Annotated in this window: 22 protein-coding genes; 2 read left to right on the top strand and 20 right to left on the bottom strand. The window is 35.7% G+C overall.

Annotation, left to right across the window (positions count from 1 at the left end; translation table 11 throughout):
- Positions 1 to 21: 21 nt before the first annotated feature.
- On the top strand, positions 22 to 1872 hold the full coding sequence (locus DMB91_RS00230; RefSeq protein WP_052043177.1) for a TonB-dependent receptor plug domain-containing protein: 1851 nt from the start codon (positions 22 to 24) through the stop codon (positions 1870 to 1872).
- A gap of 38 nt (positions 1873 to 1910) precedes the next feature.
- On the opposite strand, the gene hypA is transcribed toward DMB91_RS00230, so the two are convergent.
- From hypA to pta, 11 genes are all read right to left on the bottom strand, one after another.
- Positions 1911 to 2255: a hydrogenase maturation nickel metallochaperone HypA gene (gene hypA, locus DMB91_RS00225; protein ID WP_034904047.1), complete on the bottom strand. Its 345-nt coding sequence runs from the start codon at positions 2253 to 2255 to the stop codon at positions 1911 to 1913.
- Between the two features lies 1 nt (position 2256).
- The gene (gene hypE / locus DMB91_RS00220; RefSeq protein ID WP_034904049.1) at positions 2257 to 3231 is read right to left on the bottom strand and encodes a hydrogenase expression/formation protein HypE; all 975 of its coding nucleotides are present in this window, start codon (positions 3229 to 3231) and stop codon (positions 2257 to 2259) included.
- A gap of 12 nt (positions 3232 to 3243) precedes the next feature.
- Complete coding sequence (gene hypD / locus DMB91_RS00215) at positions 3244 to 4332, bottom strand: hydrogenase formation protein HypD (RefSeq protein WP_034904052.1); 1089 nt, start codon at positions 4330 to 4332, stop codon at positions 3244 to 3246.
- Entirely contained in the window at positions 4316 to 4597 is a 282-nt protein-coding gene (locus DMB91_RS00210; protein ID WP_034904054.1) for a HypC/HybG/HupF family hydrogenase formation chaperone, read from the bottom strand. The genes hypD and DMB91_RS00210 overlap by 17 nt, the downstream gene beginning before the upstream one ends.
- A complete protein-coding gene (gene hypB, locus DMB91_RS00205) occupies positions 4597 to 5358 on the bottom strand; it encodes a hydrogenase nickel incorporation protein HypB (RefSeq protein WP_034904056.1) in 762 nt (253 codons plus the stop codon). Before hypB ends, DMB91_RS00210 begins: the two co-directional genes overlap by 1 nt.
- Positions 5359 to 5493: 135 nt before the next feature.
- Complete coding sequence (locus DMB91_RS00200; protein WP_034904060.1) at positions 5494 to 6879, bottom strand: short-chain fatty acid transporter; 1386 nt, start codon at positions 6877 to 6879, stop codon at positions 5494 to 5496.
- 9 nt (positions 6880 to 6888) lie between these two features.
- A complete protein-coding gene (locus DMB91_RS00195) occupies positions 6889 to 7530 on the bottom strand; it encodes a 3-oxoacid CoA-transferase subunit B (protein WP_034904063.1) in 642 nt (213 codons plus the stop codon).
- Complete coding sequence (locus DMB91_RS00190; RefSeq protein WP_034904065.1) at positions 7530 to 8183, bottom strand: CoA transferase subunit A; 654 nt, start codon at positions 8181 to 8183, stop codon at positions 7530 to 7532. The genes DMB91_RS00195 and DMB91_RS00190 overlap by 1 nt, the downstream gene beginning before the upstream one ends.
- Entirely contained in the window at positions 8183 to 9367 is a 1185-nt protein-coding gene (locus tag DMB91_RS00185; RefSeq protein WP_034904066.1) for an acetyl-CoA C-acetyltransferase, read from the bottom strand. The genes DMB91_RS00190 and DMB91_RS00185 overlap by 1 nt, the downstream gene beginning before the upstream one ends.
- A 562-nt stretch (positions 9368 to 9929) precedes the next feature.
- On the bottom strand, positions 9930 to 11114 hold the full coding sequence (locus DMB91_RS00180) for an acetate kinase (RefSeq protein ID WP_034904068.1): 1185 nt from the start codon (positions 11112 to 11114) through the stop codon (positions 9930 to 9932).
- A 20-nt stretch (positions 11115 to 11134) separates the two neighbouring features.
- Positions 11135 to 12643 carry a phosphate acetyltransferase gene (pta, locus tag DMB91_RS00175; protein WP_034904071.1) on the bottom strand — a complete coding sequence of 503 codons (1509 nt, stop codon included), beginning with the start codon at positions 12641 to 12643 and terminating at the stop codon, positions 11135 to 11137.
- A gap of 94 nt (positions 12644 to 12737) precedes the next feature.
- Here pta and flgH point away from each other — a divergent pair, with 94 nt between their 5' ends.
- Positions 12738 to 13445, top strand: a complete 708-nt coding sequence (gene flgH, locus DMB91_RS00170) for a flagellar basal body L-ring protein FlgH (RefSeq protein WP_034904075.1) — start codon at positions 12738 to 12740, stop codon at positions 13443 to 13445.
- A gap of 215 nt (positions 13446 to 13660) precedes the next feature.
- Here the strand turns inward: flgH and DMB91_RS00165 are convergent, their stop codons facing one another.
- The 9 genes from DMB91_RS00165 to DMB91_RS00125 form a co-directional block, all read right to left on the bottom strand.
- Positions 13661 to 14503 carry a bifunctional riboflavin kinase/FAD synthetase gene (locus DMB91_RS00165; protein WP_034904079.1) on the bottom strand — a complete coding sequence of 281 codons (843 nt, stop codon included), beginning with the start codon at positions 14501 to 14503 and terminating at the stop codon, positions 13661 to 13663.
- Positions 14469 to 15248: a TlyA family RNA methyltransferase gene (locus DMB91_RS00160; protein ID WP_034904083.1), complete on the bottom strand. Its 780-nt coding sequence runs from the start codon at positions 15246 to 15248 to the stop codon at positions 14469 to 14471. Before DMB91_RS00160 ends, DMB91_RS00165 begins: the two co-directional genes overlap by 35 nt.
- On the bottom strand, positions 15245 to 16090 hold the full coding sequence (locus DMB91_RS00155; RefSeq protein WP_143116756.1) for a hypothetical protein: 846 nt from the start codon (positions 16088 to 16090) through the stop codon (positions 15245 to 15247). Before DMB91_RS00155 ends, DMB91_RS00160 begins: the two co-directional genes overlap by 4 nt.
- Positions 16091 to 16226: 136 nt before the next feature.
- On the bottom strand, positions 16227 to 18167 hold the full coding sequence (gene ligA, locus DMB91_RS00150; protein WP_034904088.1) for an NAD-dependent DNA ligase LigA: 1941 nt from the start codon (positions 18165 to 18167) through the stop codon (positions 16227 to 16229).
- A gap of 14 nt (positions 18168 to 18181) precedes the next feature.
- Positions 18182 to 19324 carry a dihydropteroate synthase gene (gene folP / locus DMB91_RS00145; RefSeq protein ID WP_034904091.1) on the bottom strand — a complete coding sequence of 381 codons (1143 nt, stop codon included), beginning with the start codon at positions 19322 to 19324 and terminating at the stop codon, positions 18182 to 18184.
- Positions 19324 to 19932 carry a DNA polymerase III subunit delta' gene (locus DMB91_RS00140; protein ID WP_034904093.1) on the bottom strand — a complete coding sequence of 203 codons (609 nt, stop codon included), beginning with the start codon at positions 19930 to 19932 and terminating at the stop codon, positions 19324 to 19326. The genes folP and DMB91_RS00140 overlap by 1 nt, the downstream gene beginning before the upstream one ends.
- The gene (locus DMB91_RS00135; RefSeq protein WP_034904095.1) at positions 19929 to 20468 is read right to left on the bottom strand and encodes a HobA family DNA replication regulator; all 540 of its coding nucleotides are present in this window, start codon (positions 20466 to 20468) and stop codon (positions 19929 to 19931) included. The genes DMB91_RS00140 and DMB91_RS00135 overlap by 4 nt, the downstream gene beginning before the upstream one ends.
- Positions 20465 to 21670: an aspartate kinase gene (locus DMB91_RS00130; RefSeq protein ID WP_034904098.1), complete on the bottom strand. Its 1206-nt coding sequence runs from the start codon at positions 21668 to 21670 to the stop codon at positions 20465 to 20467. Before DMB91_RS00130 ends, DMB91_RS00135 begins: the two co-directional genes overlap by 4 nt.
- Complete coding sequence (locus DMB91_RS00125; protein WP_034904252.1) at positions 21670 to 22140, bottom strand: RNA pyrophosphohydrolase; 471 nt, start codon at positions 22138 to 22140, stop codon at positions 21670 to 21672. The genes DMB91_RS00130 and DMB91_RS00125 overlap by 1 nt, the downstream gene beginning before the upstream one ends.
- Positions 22141 to 22149: the final 9 nt, after the last annotated feature.

Raw genomic sequence — 22149 nt, 5'->3', positions numbered from 1 at the left:
GTAATCACAGCACAAAAAGATATGCTTGATGCTACCAACAACACGGAATTTTCTGCAAAAAATACACTCTTACATTCAGGTGATCTTGCTAAATCCTTCTTAAATCTGCCCGGTTTTTCTATGGCAAGAAAAGGTGGTGGTGGAAGTGAGATATTTTTTCGCTCACAAGGTGCATCAAGACTACCTATTTTTATCAATGGTGGTGTTTTAAATGGCGGTTGTGGTGGGCGAATGGACACAAGTATCTCTTATATATTTCCAGAAAATTATGACACCATTGTTACCTTAAAAGGTCCTCAAGATGTGCGTTTTGGGAATTTAATCAGTGGAGGAGTGCTTTTTGATAGAGATATTAAAAGGCTTGATACAACCACGATGAAAGCTCAAAGTAGCGTGCTTTACGCAAGCTTTAACCAACTTGAGCTTAATGCTGATATGCTTGGCGGTAATGAGTTTGGTTCTTTACGCATCATTGGTTCAAGGTATTCAAGCAATGATTATAAAACTGCAGATAAGCAGAGTGTGCATTCAGCCTACAAAAGAGAGTCTTTAAGCCTCATTGGCACACTCACGCCCTTTGAAAGCACAGGCGTAGAATTTGATGCGGACTTTGGCAAAGGTTTTGCTTCATACGCAGACCGTGCTATGGACGGACGTGCTTTTGATAGAACCTCTTTTAATATAAGGGCAAAACAAGAACTTAACACTCTTTTTGAGTATATTGATTTTCGTGCGTGGTATAATGAGATCGATCATATCATGGATAATTTCTCACATCGCCCAAATACAAGCTCTATGTTTATGCTAAGCAATCCAAAACGTATAAATTCAGGCTTTAGAGCAGAACTTAACTATAGGGCAAATCAAGAACTCTCTTTTTATCTTGGCACAAATTATAACCACGACAAACACTCTTTTCGTATTGGTTTAGGCACAAATGCCCAAACAGCTGATACAAATGCCTTTAGCAAATCCTACGCTCCAAACTATCTTGAACAAAGCATTGGCGGTTTTTTACAAGGACAATATTTTGGCTTTAAAGATATGGGTGTATTTTTTGGCACAAGATATGATGAGCTAAAGACCTTGCGTTATAAAACTATGCGAACAAATGGTGGCTATAAACACAAAAGTGATGGGCTTGTTAGTGCTTTTGTGCGTTTAGAACACTATCAAGAAGCAATGACTTTGTATGCTGGAGCTGGTTATGCACAAAGAGGGGCTGATTATTGGGAGATTAATCAAAAAAATGGCGAAAATTTAAAATCAGAAAATAACGCCCAGCTTGACTTTGGAGCAATTTATAAGACAGAAAATTTTTATCTTAACACCTCATTTTTTGCTTCAAGAATGTATGATTATATACTTATAAATTGGGCAGATAGCTCCACACTTCAAACAAATGCTAGGCTTTATGGAGGTGAGATAGAAGGTGAAATTTCTTTTGATGAAATTTATCATTTTTATGCCAATCTTTCTTATACCTACGCTCAAAATACTAAAACGAACACAGCTTTACCAAGAATAGCCCCTTTACAAACGCGTTTTGCCTTTTATATCGATACAAACTCATGGCTTTTACGCCTTGATATTGATGCACAAGCTGCACAAACGCGTTATGCAAAAGATTATGGAAATGTTGTTGGAAGGGACTTTGGGCGAAGTGCTGGCTTTTATACAGCAAATTTATACGGAGGTTATAAAAATAAAAATTTTTCCTTTTTACTCGGTATAGACAATCTTACAAACATCTTATACGCTTATCATTTATCCAAAAACAGCGTTGAAATCAGCATGCTTGATAATCCTATCAGTCAAAGAGTATTTGAGCCCGGACGCAGTATGTGGGCAAAATTCAAACTTGACTTTTGAAACAATTTGCTTTATTAAAAAAGCTCAAACTCTCAAATTTAGTTCATCACCAAACGCATTAAAAGCAAATCTTCTCCACTAATAATCTTTAGCTCTGTGCTTTGACAATGCGGACATTTAAACTCATTTTGTTTTAAAATGCTATTTTGTCCACACTCAAAACAAGTTATTTCAAGCTCGCTTTGTTCTATAAAAAGCTCAGCTTGCTTGCAAAAACTTGAATTAAGCTTGAAAGTATCAAAACAACGTTTGAAAAGCTCACTTTCTATACCGCTTAAACGTCCTATTTTCACATATACTTCGCTGATTTGTGTAGTGTTTTGCTCTTTTGCATTTTGTTCGCAAAGTGTGATTAAGGATTCAACTATGCTAAGTTCGTGCATATTAACAAATTCTTGGTAAAAGCTCGCCTTTTGGAGCTTCTAAAAAACGTTTTGCTCCAAAAGCATTTTCAAGTATAACCCTGCCCTTTTTCTCGCTTAAAATTTCGCCTATTATATTTGCGTTTGGGTTAAAAGCTCTTAAAATTTCAAGGGCTTTTTGTTCATCTTTTTTTTCAACGCAAAGCACAAAGGTGCCTTCATTTGCTAGCTCACAAGGCTCAAATCCAAAAAGCTCGCACACTCCAGCCACCTCATCTTTAACCGAGATTTTTTGCTCAAATACAAGTATATCAAAGCCACTTTGTCTTGCCCACTCATTAAGCACAGCAGATAAACCTCCACGCGTTGCATCACGCATAGCAATGGGCTTGATATGTGCTTTAAAAAGGCTTAAAACCTCATCCTTTAAACTCTTACAATCACTCTTTACTTCAGCTTCAAGCTCGTTTCTTTGCACCAAAACAGCTGCTCCGTGCCTGCCTATATCGCCTGAAAGAAGCACAGATAAGCCAGCTTTTATGTCTTTAGTTTGCACTTTTTGAATGATAGTGCCAAGTGCTGTTGTGTTAATATAAAGTTCATCAGCCTTGCCTTTTGGCACGACTTTGGTGTCTCCACACACAACTTTTACCCCAGCTTTTTGGCATTCTTTATAAATGCTAGCAAGAATTTTTTCAAGTTTTTGCGCCTTAAAGCCCTCTTCTATGATAAAAGCAAGACTTAAAAATTCAGGCTTAGCTCCTACCATTAAAACGTCATTAATGCTTCCACATACGCAAAGCTTGCCTATATTAACTTCTTCATCTAAAAAAATGGGATTAAGGGTAAATGAATCCGTGCTTAAAGCTAAATTTCCAAGTATAGCTGCATCATTTGCTTCACGCAAAATCTCATTATCTAAAGCCTTAAAAATCCCAGCTATAAGCTCGTTCATCTCCTCGCCACCGCCACCATGTGCAAGTTGAATTTCTTTCATCATACCCCTTTGTTAATTCACTTTTGAGTATTTATAATAAGCCGCACAGGCTCCCTCGCCACTTACCATACAGCTACCAACTGGAGTTTTAGGCGTGCAAGCCTTGCCAAAAACCTTACAATCATAAGGCTTAGCTATACCTCTTAATATACTACCACAAATGCAAGCCTTGCTTTCATTTTTACTTTGCACGCTACAATCAAATACCTTTTCAGCATCATAGCTTGCAAATTCATCTTTAAGCTTAAGCCCAGAATCAGCTATCATACCAAGCCCACGGAATTCAAAATCGCAAGTTATAAAATACCTCTTTACAAGCTCTTGAGCTTTTTCATTGCCCTTAGCACTTACTGCTCTTGAGTATTGATTGTATACCTCATAAGTGCCTGCGTTTTCTTGTTTAATGATATTAAGCACGCTTTGCATAATATCAACTGGCTCAAAACCACTTACAGCTATAGGCGTGTGGTATTTTTGGGCTATAGGTTTATAAAGTTCATAACCTGTGATAACGCTTACATGAGAAGGTCCTAAAAAAGCATCGATTTTGACATTTTCATCATTCATAATAGCTTCAATTGGAGCTGGAACTGTGATATGATTGATATGAAAAAAGACATTTTTAAAGCCTTTTTCTATGACTTTTTCAAGCAGTAAAGCACTCATAGGTGTTGTAGTTTCAAAGCCTATGGCAAAGAAGATGATAGTTTTATCTGGGTTTTGCTCCGCAATTTTAAGCACTTCAAGAGGCGAATACAAAGCCCTTACATCTCCACCTTTTGCACGAAGTTCAAGTAAGGATATAGAACTTCCTGGCACTCTTAGTAAATCCCCTAGCGTGCAAAAGATAGAATTTGGCATAGAAGCAAGCTTAATCGCCATATCAATGCGAGTTCTAGGCATAACGCACACCGGACAACCCGGACCATGCACAAAGTTAATTTCTTTTGGCAGTATAGAAGGCAGGGCAAATTTCATAATGCTGTGTGTATGCCCACCGCAAATTTCCATAATATTAACAGGCTTTTTAAGCTCTTTTTCAATGAGCTTTTTAAAAGCTAAAATGGTATTTTTGTCTCTATATTCATTGATGAAGTCCATGGTATCCTAAATTCCCTTCATATTCATCTATCTTTCCACTTTGCATTTGCTGGACTATTTCTTGATAGGCTTTTATGCTTTCTTTGGCGTATTCTTTATCAATCTTTTCCATAGCCACACCTACATGGATAAGCACAAAATCTCCTACTTTACAGGGTTCAGCAATCAAATCCAAATTTACCCTTCTTTTCACGCCTAAGGTTTGCACCACAGCATTATTAAATTCATCGATTTCCAAAATTTCAGATGGTATAGATAAGCACATTAATTTAACTCCTTTTTAAGTTTTAAGTATTTAAACCAAAGTTCTAAATTTGTGCCATTTTTTGCATCAAGAGCGATAATTTCTACTTTTGGATTGAGTTTTTTACACTCTTTTATGGCTTCATTTATATCAAAATCAAACAAAGAAGCTAAATCAGCCTTTGAGATGATGACAAGATCAGCTTTTTTAAACATTACTGGATATTTTGCTGGCTTATCACTACCTTCAGTTACACTTAAAAGCACCACATTGATATGCTGCCCTAAATCATAGCTTGCAGGACAAACAAGATTACCTACATTTTCAATAAAAAGCAAATCAGTATCTGCTAAATTTAAGTGGTGTAAAGCCTTATGCACCATAAAAGCATCTAAATGACAACTTTGTCCTGTAGTGATCTGATAAGCATTTGCTCCGGCTTCTATTACTCTTTTAGCGTCATTTTCAGTTTCTAAGTCCCCTTCAATCACGGCTATATTAAGTTCAGCTTTTAAAGCCTTTATTGTGCTTTCTAAGAGCGTAGTTTTACCACTTCCTGGAGAACTCATTAAATTTAAACACAGGACTTTATTTTCATTAAAATGCTCCCTATTATGCCCTGCTTCATGATCGTTTTGGCTAAGAATTTTTGTAATCACTTCTACGCTTTTTGGCTCGTTTAATGTTGGGTGATCGTGAGTATGGTTGTGTGAATGAGTGTGTGAGTGTCCATCTTTGTGAGTATGCTCGTGAGTGAGCGAGCAACCGCAATCTTTACACATAATTTTCCTTTGTATTTTTATTTGATTATAATGATTTTTGGCTTAAATGAAGGTAAAAAGTAAGACTAAGTTAATCTTGCTTTGTCAAGAAAAAGCAAATTGAGTCAAACAAAGCAAGATTAAAAATTTAAAGCTTTATGGTATAAACCACAAAGAAATCACAAAGATCGGTAAAGAAAAGATCAAAGCAGTGATACAAAAGCCCATGATATCTCTTACACCAAGTCCAGCTATAGCTAAGGCTGGTAAAGCCCAGAAAGGCTGAGCCATATTTGCCCATTGTTCGCCATATGCTATTGCCATAGTTGCTTTTCCAAGATTAGCACCAAGTTCTTTAGCTGCTTCTAAAACAAAAGGTCCTTGAATAACCCAGTGTCCTCCACCTGAAGGCACAGCAAAATTAATCGCTGCTGAACTGAAAAATGCCCAAACGGCATAATTATCTTTATTGGCTATACCGATGAAAAAGTCAGTGATTAAGCCTCCAAGCCCGGAATCTTCCATCATCAAAGCAATTGCCGCATAAAAAGGAAATTGCACTAAAATTCCAGCTGTGGATCGAGCCGCACCTTGAATGGCTCTCATATATGCCATAGGTGTTTTATGAAGTGCAAGCCCGCCGACTAAAAAGATGAGATTAACTCTATTTAAATCAAGTCCAGCAAAGCCTTTTTTCATAAAGTAATCCACCAAATACACCACGCCCACAAGCACAATAATATAAGCTAAAGATTTGCTTTCTTCCATTTTAAGTGCTGGAGGAGCGTCTTTTGGAAGTTCTTTTTGATAACTTGGCTCTTCGGCTAAAAGTGCTGGATCAACGACTTTTGGTTCTTTTGGCACCATATAAGTAACTAAAATCGGCATAAAAACAAGCAAGCAAAGTATAGTAAAGCCATTATACCAAGTAAAAACTGTGTCAGTTAAAGGGATAGGCACACCAGCAAGGTATTTTTGCACTATCCCATTGTCCGCACTTGCAGCTGAAAGCGGCATAGAGCCACTTAAGCCTCCACCCCAAGTCATAAAGCCCATATAAGCACAAGCAATAAGCAAACCATAATCCACAGCCTTTAAATTTCTTGCGATTTGTTTTGCAAAAAGTGCACCAATAACTAGTCCAAAACCCCAATTAATCGCACTTGCAACACCACCAAAAAAAACAACCAAAGCCACGGCTTGTTTTGGAGTTTTAGCATAAAAAGCACAAAATTTTAAAAGCTTTTTTACTGGCTCGGAACTAGCTAGCGCAAAACCAGTAACCACGATCATCGCCATTTGAGTGGTAAAGGCAAGTAAATTCCAAAAACCATCACCCCAAAATCTTGTCATTGACATCAATGCACTTGGAGTCTCTCCAGCTGTTGCTCCAGCTGCCTTTAAAGCCGCTGCGCTTGAAACATCAACAACAAAATACCCCCAAACAAAAACGATCACACTTAAGATGATCGCAAAAACAAGCGGATCAGGTAAATAACGCTGAACCACCCTCGTCATAAAAGATGAAATTGCACCTATCATATTAGTCCTTTAAATACATACTTCAAAGTTTGCTTCAGTTTTAGCTTTCACCTCATCTAAAGTTACTTCGCCTTGAAGTTCAACAAGTTTCATTTTGCCATTTTCAAAATCAAACACCCCAAGTTCAGTGATCACACGATTGACGCATTTTACACCGGTTAATGGCAAAGAACACGCTTTTTTAAGCTTTGAATTGCCGTTTTTATCGGTATGTTCCATAACCACGATCACTTTTTTTGTTCCATTGACAAGGTCCATTGCCCCACCCATACCTGGCACTAATTTACCCGGGATAATCCAGTTTGCAAGGTTTCCTTGCTCATCAACCTCAAGTCCGCCAAGCACAGTAATATCAACATGCCCGCCACGAATCAAGCCAAAAGAAAAGTTTGAGTCAAAAAACATACCTCCTTCTAGTATAGATGAAGCCTGTCCGCCTGCGTTTGTAATGCGTGGATTTTTTTCAGCTGGTGCTGGTCCCATTTTAAGCATACCATTTTCTGATTGCATGATGATCTCAACTCCACTTGGCAAGTAGTTTGCTGCTTGAGTTGGCATACCTATACCTAAATTTACTAAATCCCCATCTTTAAAGTCTTTTGCTACTCTTTTTACGATACGAGCGACGATTTCTTCTTTACTTAGTGCCATTATTTCTCCTTTTTGCTTTCTACTATGTAATCAACCACGACGCCAGGAATGATCACTTGGTTTGGATCTAAGGCACCATCGACAAATTCCTCAACTTCAACGATGACTATATCAGCCGCCATAGCCATTACGACATTAAAATTTCTTGTTGTGCCATCATAACTTAGATTGCCGTATTTATCAGCCTTTGTAGCATAAATAAGTGCAACTTTTGCACGCAAAGCCTTTTCAAGCAAGAACTCTTTACCATCAATTTTAACTATATCTTTACCCTTAGCCGCATCAGTGCCAAGTCCTGTAGTTACAAGCACACCACCAAGTCCATATCCTCCAGCTCTTATCCTCTCAGCTAAAGTTCCTTGTGGCACAAGATCAACTTCAAGCTGTCCTTCACTCATCAGTCTTCCGGTTTCTTTGTTTGTGCCTATGTGAGTGGCGATGACTTTTTTTAGCTGTCCAGCCACAACAAGCTTGCCATAACTATAATCAGCCATAGCCGTATCATTACCTATCATTGTTAAATTCTTTGTTCCAGCTTCAAGCAAAGCATCAACACATTTATGTGCTGTGCCACAACCTAAAAAGCCACCCATCATTACAGAATCCCCATCCTTAATCAAGGCTACCGCTTCTTTTGCAGAGATTTTTTTCATTATTCATTCCTTTCAAAAATAGCAGCGATTCCCTGTCCGCCACCTATACATAAAGTTGCTAAGCCATATTTTGCTTTTCTTCTTTTCATCTCATGAAGTAAACTTACGGTGATTCTTGCTCCACTTGCACCAACTGGATGCCCTAAAGCTATAGCTCCACCATTGACATTGATTTTTGAGAGATCGTTTGGTTTTAGTTCTTTTAAGCACGCTAAAGATTGGGCTGCAAAGGCTTCATTTGCTTCAATTACATCGATATCATTAATACTCATCTTAGCCTTATCAAGCACTTTTTGTGCTGCAGCTGCTGCTCCTATACCCATGATGCTTGGATCAACTCCAGCTGCTGCTACAGCTTTGATAGTTGCTAGTATAGGAAGGTTTAAAGCCTGAGCTTTTGCTTTACTCATCACAAGCACTAAGGCTGCTCCGTCATTGATACCTGATGAATTTCCAGCTGTTACTGAACCTTCTTTATCAAAGGCTGGTTTAAGTTTATTCAGTCCTTCAGCACTTGCATCAAGTTTTACAAACTCGTCTTTATCAAAAATAGTATCACCTTTTTTGCTTTTTAGTGTTATAGGCACGATTTCATCTTTAAAAACGCCTGATTCTAAGGCTTTTTTAGCTTTCATTTGAGAATTAAGGGCAAATTCATCTTGCTCAGCCCTTGTTAAGCCGTATTTTTTTACCAAATTTTCAGCAGTAATGCCCATGTGGTAATTATTAAAAGCACAAGATAAAGCATCTTTAATCATGCTATCGACGACTTTTTTATCGCCCATTTTATAGCCTTCTCGAATTCCTTCAAGCAAATAAGGAGACATCGACATATTCTCAGTCCCACCTGCAAGTATCACTTCAGCATCCCCTAGAGCTATGCTTTGTTGTGCTAAACCTATGGCTTTAAGTCCAGAGCCACATACTTTATTGATCGTAAAGGCAGATTTGCTTTGATCAATTCCACTATTGATTAAGACTTGTCTAGCAGAGTTTTGTCCTTGTCCTGCTTGAAGGATTTGTCCTAAAATCACTTCATCAACAAGATTTGGGTCAATCTTGGTTTCTGCAAAAATCGCCTTAGCAACAGCACTTGCTAAATCCACCGCTTTTGTGTTTTTCAAGCTACCCATAAAAGAACCCAGCGCGGTTCTTTTCGCACTCACAATAACAACTTCTTGCACTGCTTGCTCCTAAAAAAAGAATTTGAGACTACTCTTGCTTTTCACCTCATAATTTCAATGATAGCAAAAATTAAAAATTCTCATTAAAAAAATGCTTTTTTTAAGTTTATTTTAATTTTTTTTGAGTAGGAAAGTAACAAATTTTTCATTTTTTATTACTTTTATATTTAAGTTTTATTTAATATTTTTTTACTTTTTGATATAAATTATTGTATAAAAAAGTATAGAGTTGTCTTAACGAAAGGAAGATATAGTATATTAAATATTTATTTTATCATAATTTAAATTCAAATAGCTATAATAAAAATATCATGGAATGACAAAAACTATAAATAATAAGAACAACCAATAATGACTTTAAAAATCTAAAGCGTAAAATCAAAAACATTGAGAAAGAAAAATTTAAAAATTTTTAATCTTGTTTTTTTAAACCTAATTACACTTAAAGCAAAGTAATATAGCAAAAAATAGATAGAACTTACTTAAATATTTAATTAAGCAAACTTCAGTATGCAAAAAAAGCTTACATACTGAAATATTTTAAAAGTTAGGGAAAAAAGAGTTATTTGATCAAATTCTCTGTAATAGTAGCGATTTCAAACTCTTCATCAGTTGGCACGATAAGAATTTTTACCTTTGAGCCTACTTTAGAAATTTCACAAAGCTTACCTCTTAAGCCTTTATTTACGCTTTCATCAAGTTCAAAACCAAGATGAGCAAGCTTATCGCACACAAGTTTTCGAACAAGATCAGAATTTTCACCAATCCCAGCCGTAAAAATAAGTGCATCAGTGCGTGGCAATATAGTAAAATACGAGCCTATGTATTTAGTAAGGCGGTAGATATACATATCTTGAGCGAGTTTTGCTTTTTTGTCACCTTTTTTAATTTGTGCTTCAACATCTCTTAAGTCATTAAAGCCACAAATTCCTAAAAATCCACTTTTTTTATTCATTATATTATCGATTTGATCAGGATTTAAGCCCTTAGTTTTAGTAAGATATGGCACGATAGCTGGATCAATATCCCCGCATCTTGTTCCCATCATCAACCCTTCAAGTGGAGTAAATCCCATAGAAGTATCCACGCATTTTCCACATTCTATCGCACTTACACTTGCTCCATTTCCAAGATGAGCGGTAATAGCATTAAATTTGTTTAGTTCTATGCCCAAAAACTCAGCTGCTTTTTTACTCACATAAGAATGAGAAGTGCCATGAAAGCCGTATTTTCTAATCTTGTCTTCTTCAAAATACTCATAAGGTAAGGCATACATATACGCAAAATCCGGCATAGTTGAATGAAATGCTGTATCAAATACAGCGACATTTTTTACCTTAGGAGCAGCTTTTTGCATGGTTTTAATGCCAGCTATGTGGGCTGGATTATGTAAAGGTGCCATAACACTTACTCTTTGAATTTCATTTAACACAGCCTCATCAACAACGCAGTGATTAATTAACTTTGCCCCACCTTGCACGACTCTATGTCCACAACCATCAAGCTCATCTAAGTCATGCAAAAGTCCTGATTCTTTAAAAAGTTCATTAACAAGACTTAAACCCACTTCATGATTTGCAATTGCTCCCTCGCGTGAGTATTTTTTATCTTTAGTGATATCTTTAAGCTCCACTTTAGAATCACCTTCGCCTATCTTTTCAACAAGTCCGCTTGCAACAGCAGTTTTATCTTCATAAAGCTTAAATTTAATCGAGCTTGAACCTGAATTTAATACTAGAATTTTCATTGTTTTCCTTTTATCAAAATTTAATTATCTTGTGCCTGAATAGCACTTAAAATGACGGTATTAACCACATCATCAACCAAACATCCTCGACTTAAGTCATTTACCGGCTTTTTAAGTCCTTGTAAGATAGGACCTATAGCAAGTGCTCCAGCCGTTCTTTGCACGGCTTTATAGCTTATATTTGCAGCGTTTAAGTCTGGAAATATAAAAACATTTGCATAGCCTGCGACTTTTGAGCCGGGCATTTTGCTTTTTGCAGTGAGCGGATCACAAGCTGCGTCAAATTGCAAAGGCCCATCAACGCAAAGTTCAGGATATAGTTCTTTTGCTATTTTTAGCGCCTCTTTGCTTGCCTCTACACTCACGCCACTGCCACTATTTCCACTTGAGTAAGAAAGTATAGCTACTTTTGGATCAAGCCCAAAAGCTTTGGCTGTGCTTGCACTCGTATATGCTATCTCTGCAATTTGTCCTGGGGTAGGATTTGGCGTAACCGCACAGTCTGCAAATACTAAAAGTTTGTCTTCTAAACTCATAAAAAACATACCCGAAACGGTTTTAACATTTGGTTTTGTTTTAATGAGCTGCAAAGCTGGTCGTATAGTCTCAGCTGTAGTTGTAGAAGCTCCACTTACCATAGCATCAGCTTTTTGAGTATGCACTAAAAGTGTGCCAAAAAAAGTGCGATCAAGCACAAGTTTTTTTGCTTCTTCTAAGCTCATACCCTTTGCTTTTCGTGCTTCATAAAGCGTGTTTGCAAACTCATCATGAAAAGGTGAGTTTTTTGGATCAAGAATTTGTGTATTTTTAAGATCAACACCAAGTTTATCTGCTCTATCTTTCACTTCTTTTTCATTGCCAAGCAAGATAAGATCGACAACTTCTTGCTCGAGCAAAATTCCACTTGCTTCAATGATCCTATCATCATCGCTCTCTGGCAAAACAACGATTTTTTTGTTCTTTTTAGCACTTTGTATAAGCTTATAGCGAAAGCGGTTAGGTGTTAAAAAGGTATATTCATCGAGTTCTTTTATGTTTTCTTGATTAAACCATTCATCAATAATCACAAAATTTTTATTCTCAAGACGCTTATGTAGATAATCATCGCACATTTTAGCATTGTTTTTATCTACTATAGCATAAATTGGCGTGTTAAGTTCTTTTGCAAGACGGGTATTAATCTCAAAAGAACCTAAAATTCCAAACCTTGAAAAACCTACAACAAAAACAAAATCATAATTTGCTTTTAAATTTTCATAATCATTAATGATCTTATCGGTAAAAAGGTTTTGATCGTCGTCGTATTGCTTGGTGCCATTTTGAAAATTAAAACTATACACGCTTGCTAAGTCTTGTTTGAGTCTGAATTTAGTAATGAGATTTTTAAGCGTTTCTATAGTATCTTCGCTCACCACTGGACAAAAAAGAGCTAGGTTTTTATGCTTTTTGCATAAATTTTCTAGTAATTGGGTGCTGATTTTGAGGTTTATTTCCTTTTGATTAGAACGAATGAGGTATAAACTTCTCATTTTTACTCCTTGTTTTTTTTAAAGTTGGAACTCAATTTGCTTTTATAATTTTACTAAGATTTTATTAAAAATAAACTTTTATTAAGGAAGAAAAATGAAAAAAAGGATTTTTTGTGTAAGCTCTTTGATAGTGGCTTATTTTTTAACAGGATGTGGAGCTGGTGTTGAACCACAAATCAGCATGAAACCGCCCGCTTATGTAGAGGAACTTGCACCAAAACAAACAAACAATGTCGAAATAGCACCCGGATCGCTTTTTGGCAAGGGAGACAATCCCTTGTTTTCAGATAAAAAAGCGATGAATGTCAATGATCTTGTAACTGTTACCATACAAGAAAGCACTACCCAAAGCACGCAAGCCAACAAAGCCACTTCAAAAACAAATAATACAAATTTAGGTGGAGCTACGCTTACAGCTGGTGGAGCTTTATCAAGCATAGCAAATACAATTAGTGATTATTCAAATATAGGCTTTGGGACAAATTCAAACTCAAACTACACAGGACAAGGCTCACAAACAAGAAATGAAAGCTTTAACACTACCATTTCAACCCGTGTGATTAAAATCCTTGCAAATGGAAATTATTTCATCGAAGGCTCAAGAGAGCTTCTTATTAATGGCGAAAAACAAACTATACAACTTAGCGGTGTAATCCGTCCTTATGATATAGGACAAGGTAATACCATAGATAGTCGTTACATAGCTGATGCAAAAATCCTATACAAAACTGAAGGTGATGTCGCAAGAAGCACAAGGAAACCTTGGGGAACAAGCATATTTGAAGCAATTTGGCCTTATTAAAATACTAAAGACAAACTATAAATTTGCGATGACAAGCTTGATATGTCATCGCAAAGCTTTAGCTAAGAATCCATACCTTGCAGTGCATCTTCTATAATAATTTTTCTAAAATATCTCATTAGGTGTAATTTTGCTTTTCAATAAAACATTTTACTTTGAATTTTTTTTGTTTTGTTTTATAGCAATGTTAGAAAAAATATATCACTTTTAAATTCTCAAAGCAAAGATAAAGCCTTGTTAATATCCTTTTGAATTTGAGCTTTAAGCTCGATAAGGGTGTTAAATTTTTGATTTTCTCTTAAAAAAGCTTTAAATTCTAAGGCTATGGGCTCATTTTTTAAAACTTTAAGCCCAAAAGGCTCGATAATATGCGTTTCTATACTGAACTTTTCATCAGTGCTTAAGCGTTTACCTATAAAACTTACACTTTTAAAACGCTGATTTTGCACTATAGTATGGCTTGCATATACCGCATTTTTAGGTAAAAAATACTGCTCTTTTGTATCAAGATTTAATGTAGCAAAAAGTTCTTTTGAACCAAGTCCTTGCCCACTGATAAGTTCCCCGCTAACCTTGTAGCTTCTACCTAAAAAAGCATTTGCCTTTTCAATCAATCCCTCACTTAAAAACTCCTTAATCTTACTTGAATGCACTCCTACCCCATCAAGTTCAAACTCCTTTACAATGAGCGTTTTAATCCCACTTAAAGGCTCAATGTCTTTTGCAGCTAAAGCCCTATCTTTACCAAAACGAAAATCCTCACCCACGACGATCTTTTTTAAATTCTTAAACTCAAGCCTTAAAAGCCTTAAAAACGCCTCTCCACTCAGTCCTTTAAGCAAAGAAAAGCTCACATTAATGAACTCAAAATTTACAAGCTCTTTTTTATCCTCTAAGCTTGTGAGTGCAAAAGGCTTTTTTGTATCAATAAGCAAAAGTGCTGGATTTTTATCAAGATAGGAAAAAAGCTTGAAATGCCCAAGGTGCATTCCATCAAACCTACCTATAGCAAGACTTTCTATACTATCTTTTTGAATACAGGTAAAAATACTCGACATTGCCTTCCTTTCCTTTTAAGCTTGATTTTATACTTGTTTGTAAAAGCCAGTCAAGTTGCATACAGGCTTTTTCAAAGTCTTTTCTTGCCAAATTGATGGCTTTTTCATCTTTTAAAACGCCTTTTTTATCTCTTTTTGCTTGCTTACCAACTTCAAATTGAGGCTTAAAAAGCAAAATGATATAAGCTTTTGCAAGCCTATCAATAAAACTAAGCAAATGCAAAAGCGAGATAAAGCTCACATCACAAGTAATAAACTCAAATTTTTGCCCCTCATAACTCTTTGCAAAGTCTCTTAAATCAGTATTTTCAAGACTTTTTACCCTTGAGTTTAAACGCAAGCTTTCATGCAATTGCCCTGCTCCAACATCTAAAGCAAACACACTCTTAGCTTCATTTTCAAGCAAAACCTGCACAAAACCACCCGTGCTAGAACCTATATCAAGGCAACTTTTACCTCTTATATCAAGCCTAATTTCTTTTAAAAATGCCTCAAGTTTAAAAGCTGCTCTTGAAACATAGAGTTGGTTTAAAAGCTTTAAATTTAAAGCTTGGCTTTCTAAAAGCTCTTTTTGCGTTAGCTCTTGCTTGGCACACCCGCCCTTTAAGCTTAGATAATAAGCATTTATATCAAAGGCTGGTTTAAAAAAGCTTTGATTAAGCATAATTTGTTTGTTTTCGATTAGCTCTAGGGCTTTGTTCCTTGAAATTTCAAGCTTTTTACTGACAAAAATATCATATCTCATCGCAAGAGCTCATCTAAGTCTTTTTTAAGCCTATCTTTATCATTTGAAAACCACCAAATTCCCATATCAAAGGCATTTTTATCAAGCAAGCTTCTTAAATTTTTAAGCTCTTTATAAAAATTTTGATTTTTTTGCCTTAAAAGACTTAAATTTTCATCAAAAAAAAGCGAGCTTTGATCTAAATTTTGCATAAAAACAGGAATTTTATCTTGGTATTTGTGCTCCTCATTTTTCTTTTCATCATATAAAAACAAAAGCAAAAGTCCAAAAATAAGGCATAAGAAAAAATCTATATTGCCCTTAAACGCAAAGCTATAAATCAAACCAAAACCTAGAGCTTGAGTAAAAAAATTCATAAAATCAAAGCAAAATACAACAAAATAAATACTCAAATCATCACTTAACAGTAATAAAAAATTTTTAAACACCAAAAGCATATGCAAGGCTTGAGAAAGCGTATCAATAAAAGCAATCGAGCTTGTTTTATACGCATCAATATTGCTACTAATATACGAAAAAGCTTCTGTTTTTTCAAGCAAAAAAACTTGAGCTAAAGCATAAAAAAAGGCACAAGGTAAGCTTGCAAAAAGTATAAATTTAAAGATATTATAAGGGTGTTTTTTAAACTGAGTTCTAAAAAATAAAACAGCAAGCACAAAAAAACATGGAAAAATAACAAATAAAAAAAGTAATTCCAAAAATCCAGCTAGCATTAAATTCAAAACTAAATGAAGCCAAATACCAAAAGCAAAAACAAAAGCTAGACTTCTTGGTAAAAAATCCCCATTAGTAAGCCTATAAAACAAGGTATTTTGCCTTAAAGTTGCTCTTTTAATGATCATTTTTCTTGCTTTTAAAAAGATAAAAAGCTCATAAAATATCACATATAAAGGCAAAAGCAAAAACGCAAAGGCAAAGTATAGCTCCTGCCAAAGTAAGCAAAATGCAAAGAGTGAAAAAAGGGTAAAAAATCGCATATTATTTAGCTAAAAGCTCGTTTAATTCATCTTCTGTGAGTGTTTTCACTCCAAGCTCTCTTGCCTTTTCAAGCTTGCTTCCAGCTTCAGCTCCATACAGCACAAAATCAGTTTTTTTAGATACTGAAGAGCTGATTTTAGCTCCTAAGCTTTCTAATCTTGCTTTAAATTCCTCTCTTGGCTTTGAAAGCGTGCCAGTTATCACAAAACTCTTACCTGAAATTTGACTTTCATTTTGTGTGCTTTGAGTGTGAGTAAGCCTTAAAATTTTATAAAAATGAAGGATTTTTTCTTTATTTACACGCAAAAATTCAGCCAAACTCTCAGCCATTTGCACGCCAAAGCCTTCTAAGCTTTCAAAATCTTGCCTGCTTTTATCAATCCACTCAAAGCCAAAGCTATTTGCCAACTTTTTAGCTGCAACTTCACCGATATGTTCTATACCCAAAGCACTGATAAAGCGGAAAAGCTCGCAATCTTTGGCTTGTTCTATGGCTTTTAAAAGATTATTGATCTTTTTATCCTTAAAGCCTTCTAAATCCTCAAAATCCTCTTTTTTAAGATCAAATATACTCAAGGTTGAATGAATTTTGCCCCTTTTGTATAAAAACTCTACTATGTTTTGTCCTAAACCGTCTATATTTAAGCACTTTTTGGAGACAAAATAAATAATGCTTTCAAGCACCCTAGCCTCACAATCAAGATTTTGACACTTAATCAAAGCCCCCTCATCTAAAAGCTCGCTTTGACAAATAGGACAAAGTTTTGGGCGAGTAATAAGCTGCTCAAGACCCTGCCTACGCTCTTTAAATACCTTTGTGATCTTTGGGATCACATCTCCACTTCTAATGATATTAACCTCATCATTTATCCTTATATCAAGTCTTGCTATCTCATCAAAATTATGCAAAGAGGCTGATTTAACCTTTACTCCGTCCAAATCAACAGCTTCTAAAACAGCCACAGGCGTAACTACTCCACTTCGCCCAACTTGTAAATTTACTCCTAATAAACGCGTTGTTTTTTCAAGGGCTGGAAATTTAAAAGCTGCCATAAATTTTGGAAATTTCGCTGTATAGCCAAGCTCCTCACAAAGCCTAAGATCATTTACTCTTACGACCATACCATCCATCATCACATCCTTGCTATCTCTTAAAGCCAAAAGCTCATCATAGGCTTTTAAAACTTCATCTAAATTCGCACAAATCTTGATAAAATCATCTTTTAAAAAGCCAAGCCCTCTTACAAAGCCCATCACTTCAGCATGACTTTTAAACTCCAAAGAATTTGTGCCCACATCCCAAGGAAAAAACATTAAATTCCGCTCTTTAGTGATACTGGTATCAAGCTGTCTTAAACTCCCACTTGCTGCGTTGCGAGGATTTGCAAACAAACTTAAGCCCTCATTTGCCCTTTTTTCATTAAGTCTTTCAAAGTCTGCTTTTAAGATCACTACCTCGCCTCTAATTTCTATAAATTCTTTATAAGCTATAGTTTTTGGGATATTTGCTATCTCGCGTATATTTAAGCTTATATCCTCGCCAACCTCTCCATCTCCCCTAGTAGCTCCACTTACAAGCAGTCCATTTTCATAAGTTAAATTTAAACTTGCCCCATCAAATTTAGGCTCTATAAAAAAATCATTTTCACACTTTGCTCTCTTTGCCCAAGCCCTAAACTCAACCTCATCAAAAACATCTTCCATGCTCCACATCCTTGCTCTATGTTTAAGTTTATGAAATTCACTTTGTATAATAGGGGCTACATTTTGAGTTGGAGAATCCTTACTGATAAGACTTGGATTGTCTGCCTCAAAGGCTCTTAATGCTCTTATGAGCTTATCATACTCCTCATCACTTGCTAAGGGCTCATCTTTTTCGTAATACGCCCTTGCATAGGTATTTGCAAGCTGTATTTTTTCAAGATAATTTTCATAAGTCATTTTCAAGTCCTTTTTTAAATTCCAAGTTCATTTATCGCATTTTGTAGTGCAAAATACTGCTTATGTTCATATAAATCATGCGTTCTTATGATACTTGCTCCATTTTCAAAAGCTCTTGCATGCAAGCTTAAAGAGCCAGCCAAACGATCCTTTACCTCACTTTTAAAATAAGTATCTATTACACTTTTTCTACTTGCACCTACAAGCAAGGGCTTTTCAAACTGCAAAAAATGACTTAAATGCTTGATAAGCAAGAGATTGTGTTTAGGAGTTTTGCCAAAGCCTATGCCTACATCTAAGATGATTTTATCAGCCTCTAAGTTCTTTAAAAGCTCAAGCTTTTGCTCGAAAAAACTAGCTATTTCAAAGAGTAAATTCTCATAATGGGGCTTAATTTGCATGGTTTTAGGATCGTTTTGCATGTGCATTAAACAATAATACGCCTTGTATTCTTTAGCAAGTTTAGCTAAATCTAAATTTTTAAGCCCGCTTATGTCATTAATGAGCCTAAAACCTCTATCAAGAGCATATTTTAAACAAGTATAATCAAAGCTATCAAGGCTAAAAATCGCCTTTTCATATAAGCCTTTTTCATAGATCAAATCAAGGGCTGGCTTTATCCTTTTAAATTCTTCTTCACTCCCACAATACTCACTACCCGGTCTTGAGCTAACCGCTCCTATATCGATAAATTCAGGCTCAAGCTCTAAAAGAGTTTCAAGTCTTGCTTCAAGCTCGTTTAAGCTTACCCTACTTTGGGCATTAAAACTATCCTCGTTGATATTTAAAACCCCCATAAGCTTTGCAGTCTTTGGCTTTACAAAGCTTTTTTCCAAAAATTTCGCAAGCTCCTTGAGTTTAAAATCTTGCAATTTTTCTTTAGCTACAAGCTTAATGATTTGTTCTTCATTAGCGATTAATAAAGCATTTGAATGTTTTAGCGTGCCAAGTATAAGCTCACTTTGTGTAACAAGTTCTGCTCCTACTCTTAAGGCGTCTTGCTTGAGTATATTTGCAGCTGGGGTGCTTAAGTTTTGAATGAAAAAAAAATGCAATCTACTTTTTGCACTCATAATCTTTTCGCCCATTTTATGAGGCTTTATAAATTTACAAAGCACATGAAAATCACTCTTTTCATCGATATGAAAACACAGCATTATTTTGCCTTATATAGTGTTAAAAGTAAGCTTGAAAGTAAGATACTTGGCTTTGAATTAAGCTTTGCAAGCTCATAAGCTTCATAAAAAAACTCAAGTTCTTCTTCGCTTAAATTTTTATTTTTACTTGCTTCTAGTCCAAGCTGAGCGATAAGCTCCATTAGCTCGCCTTTATCTAAACTTTCATTTTTTTGTAAAAAAGCAAGAATTTCTTTTAAATCAAGATTTTCAAAATTAAGTTCTAGGACTTTTCTTACTTTTTTAGGCTTTAAATTCTCACAAATCAGCCTTGAGCGTATGGTTGGCAAAAGCAAATTTTTTGAAGGGCTGATGATGAGAAATTTAATATTTCTTGGTGGTTCTTCAAGGAGCTTAAGCAAGAAATTTTGTGCTTCAATACGAAAAGCCTTTGCCATGATGATGATGATTTTTTCAGTATTTTCTGCTATATAACTTTCTTTTTCTATGGCTCTAGCATCTTCCATTAAAAGTTCATTTGCTGGCATTTTTGGGATAAAACGTAATTTTTTTTCACCAAATTCTTTGATAAACTTTTCTTTCAAACCCTCAAAATCATCACTGATAAGAATTTTGCTGACAAAACTCAAAGGCTCACCCTTGAAAACAAAATCGCATCAAGCATTTCATCAAAAAGCCTATAAAGTGCTAATAGCTTGTTATCTAAGTCCTTATCTTTGCTATTAAGATAAAAACTATTTTGTAAATCCTCATCAAAAAGCCAAAGCAAACTATCATCTTTTGACTTTGCAATTTGGGCTTTTTTATCTAAATTTGAACCTATGTAAAAATACACAAAACCATTAGGAAATGCAAGCTCAAGCAAATCATTTAAAAGAGCTATATCCTCGCTCTTTTCGATTTTTTTTTTGCATAAGGCTTGTAAAGAAAAAACAGGCACAAGCGGACGATATGCTTTGGCATTGATATTTTCAAGCAAATATGACTCATACCAAGTTCGCTCTTCATCGCACATCAGCACGAAAGGTTTATTTTCAAGCACCAAAAGCCTTAATCTCGCACTTAAAAGTGGCACAAGCTCAAGCCTCCTTGTCTCCAGCCACGCCATAGAACTGCCACCTTCACGAATACTTTTTAGGGCATAGCTTAGGATATTTTCACTCATTTTTCGTCCAGCTTATACACTTTATGTAAAGCTCTTAGGGCAAGTTCGCCATATTTTTCTTGCACTATCATTGAAATTTTAATCTCGCTTGTAGAGATCATTTGTATGTTTATACCCTCATTTGCAAGGCACTGAAAAGCAGCTGAAGCTACGCCGGAGTGTGATTTCATACCAACGCCCACAACTGAAACTTTCACAACCTCTTTATCTGTTTCAATCAAACTCTTAGCCCCTAAAATATTTTGCATTGTTTCTTTGGCTAAGTCAAGATCATTTTCAGGCACAGTAAAGCCTAAATTTGTCGCTCCATCGACACCGACATTTTGAATAATCATATCAACATTGATATTTCTTGCTGCAAGGGCTGAAAAAATTTCAGCTGCAATTCCGGGCTTATCTTCAATCTGTCTTAAAGTCACCCTTGCTTGGTTTTTGTCCATAGCTATACCACTTACTAAAGCTTGTTCCATACCTTCCTCTTTCGTAATAATTGTTCCTTCATTGTTATTAAAACTGCTTCTTGTGATGAGTTTTACATCAAGTTTTTTAGCCAGCTCCACAGAACGATTTTGAAGCACTTTTGCCCCTAAACTTGCAAGTTCAAGCATTTCTTCATAAGAAATTCTATCAAGTTTTCTTGCTTTTGGTTCTATGCGTGGATCGGTTGTATAAACTCCATCAACATCAGTATAGATTTCGCATAAATCAGCCCTTAAAGCACCCGCCAAAGCCACAGCACTCAAATCACTTCCCCCACGTCCAAGCGTTGTTACTTCACCTTTTTCATTGACACCTTGAAAACCAGCCACAACAACGATGTAATCATTATTTAAGGCTTCTTGCAAAGCTCTTGTATCGATCTTTTCTATCCTTGCTTTAGTAAAAACGCTATCTGTGAGAATACCAGCTTTTCTGCCTGAAAAAGAAAGAGCTTTATAGCCTTGTTCATTTAAAGCTATGCTTAATAATGCTGAAGCAATACGTTCGCCACTACTTAAGAGCATATCCATATCTTTGGCATTAGGCTGTTTTGAAAAATGATGAGCATAATCTATAAGCTCGTTTGTCACCCCACTCATCGCAGAAACAACAACCACAAGCTTTGCACACTCTTTTTTTGTCTTTATAACCCTTTTAGCGACTTCTTCTATACGCTTTAAATCCCCAACGCTCGTTCCACCATACTTTTGAACGATAAGCATTACATAAATCCTTTCTCTTGAAAATACCGAATCACCTTAACATATAAAGGTCTTTTAAAATGATGGATCATCGCAAAAAGCTTTTTTAAATCTACAAATTTATACTCTTCAAATTCTGGTTCTTTGGTTTGTAAATTTATCCTTGCATTTGCCTTTAAACGCACCAAAAAATACTTTTGTCTTTGTCCATCATAAGGATACATTTTCTCGCTTACCTTGCCTGGAAAATCATACTGCAACCACTTTGGATACTCACTGATAATCTCAACTTCAGCCGTGCCTATCTCCTCTTCAAGCTCTCTTAATAAAGCAGTTTTCGGATTTTCTCCAGCATCAATACCTCCTTGAGGGAATTGCCAAATATTATCTATATCATTTCGCTTTGCAAGCATTATCTTACACTCAAAAGGATAGGTGCTTGAAAGCACTACTGCAGCGACATTTAATCTGTATTTTTTCTCAACTTGTATCAAATCTAA

The sequence above is a fragment of the Campylobacter sp. MIT 97-5078 genome (assembly GCF_006864455.1).
In the GTDB taxonomy this organism is placed as follows: domain Bacteria; phylum Campylobacterota; class Campylobacteria; order Campylobacterales; family Campylobacteraceae; genus Campylobacter_D.
Note: the sequence above shows the minus strand (reverse complement) of the source record. Positions and strands in the feature narration are given on the sequence as shown.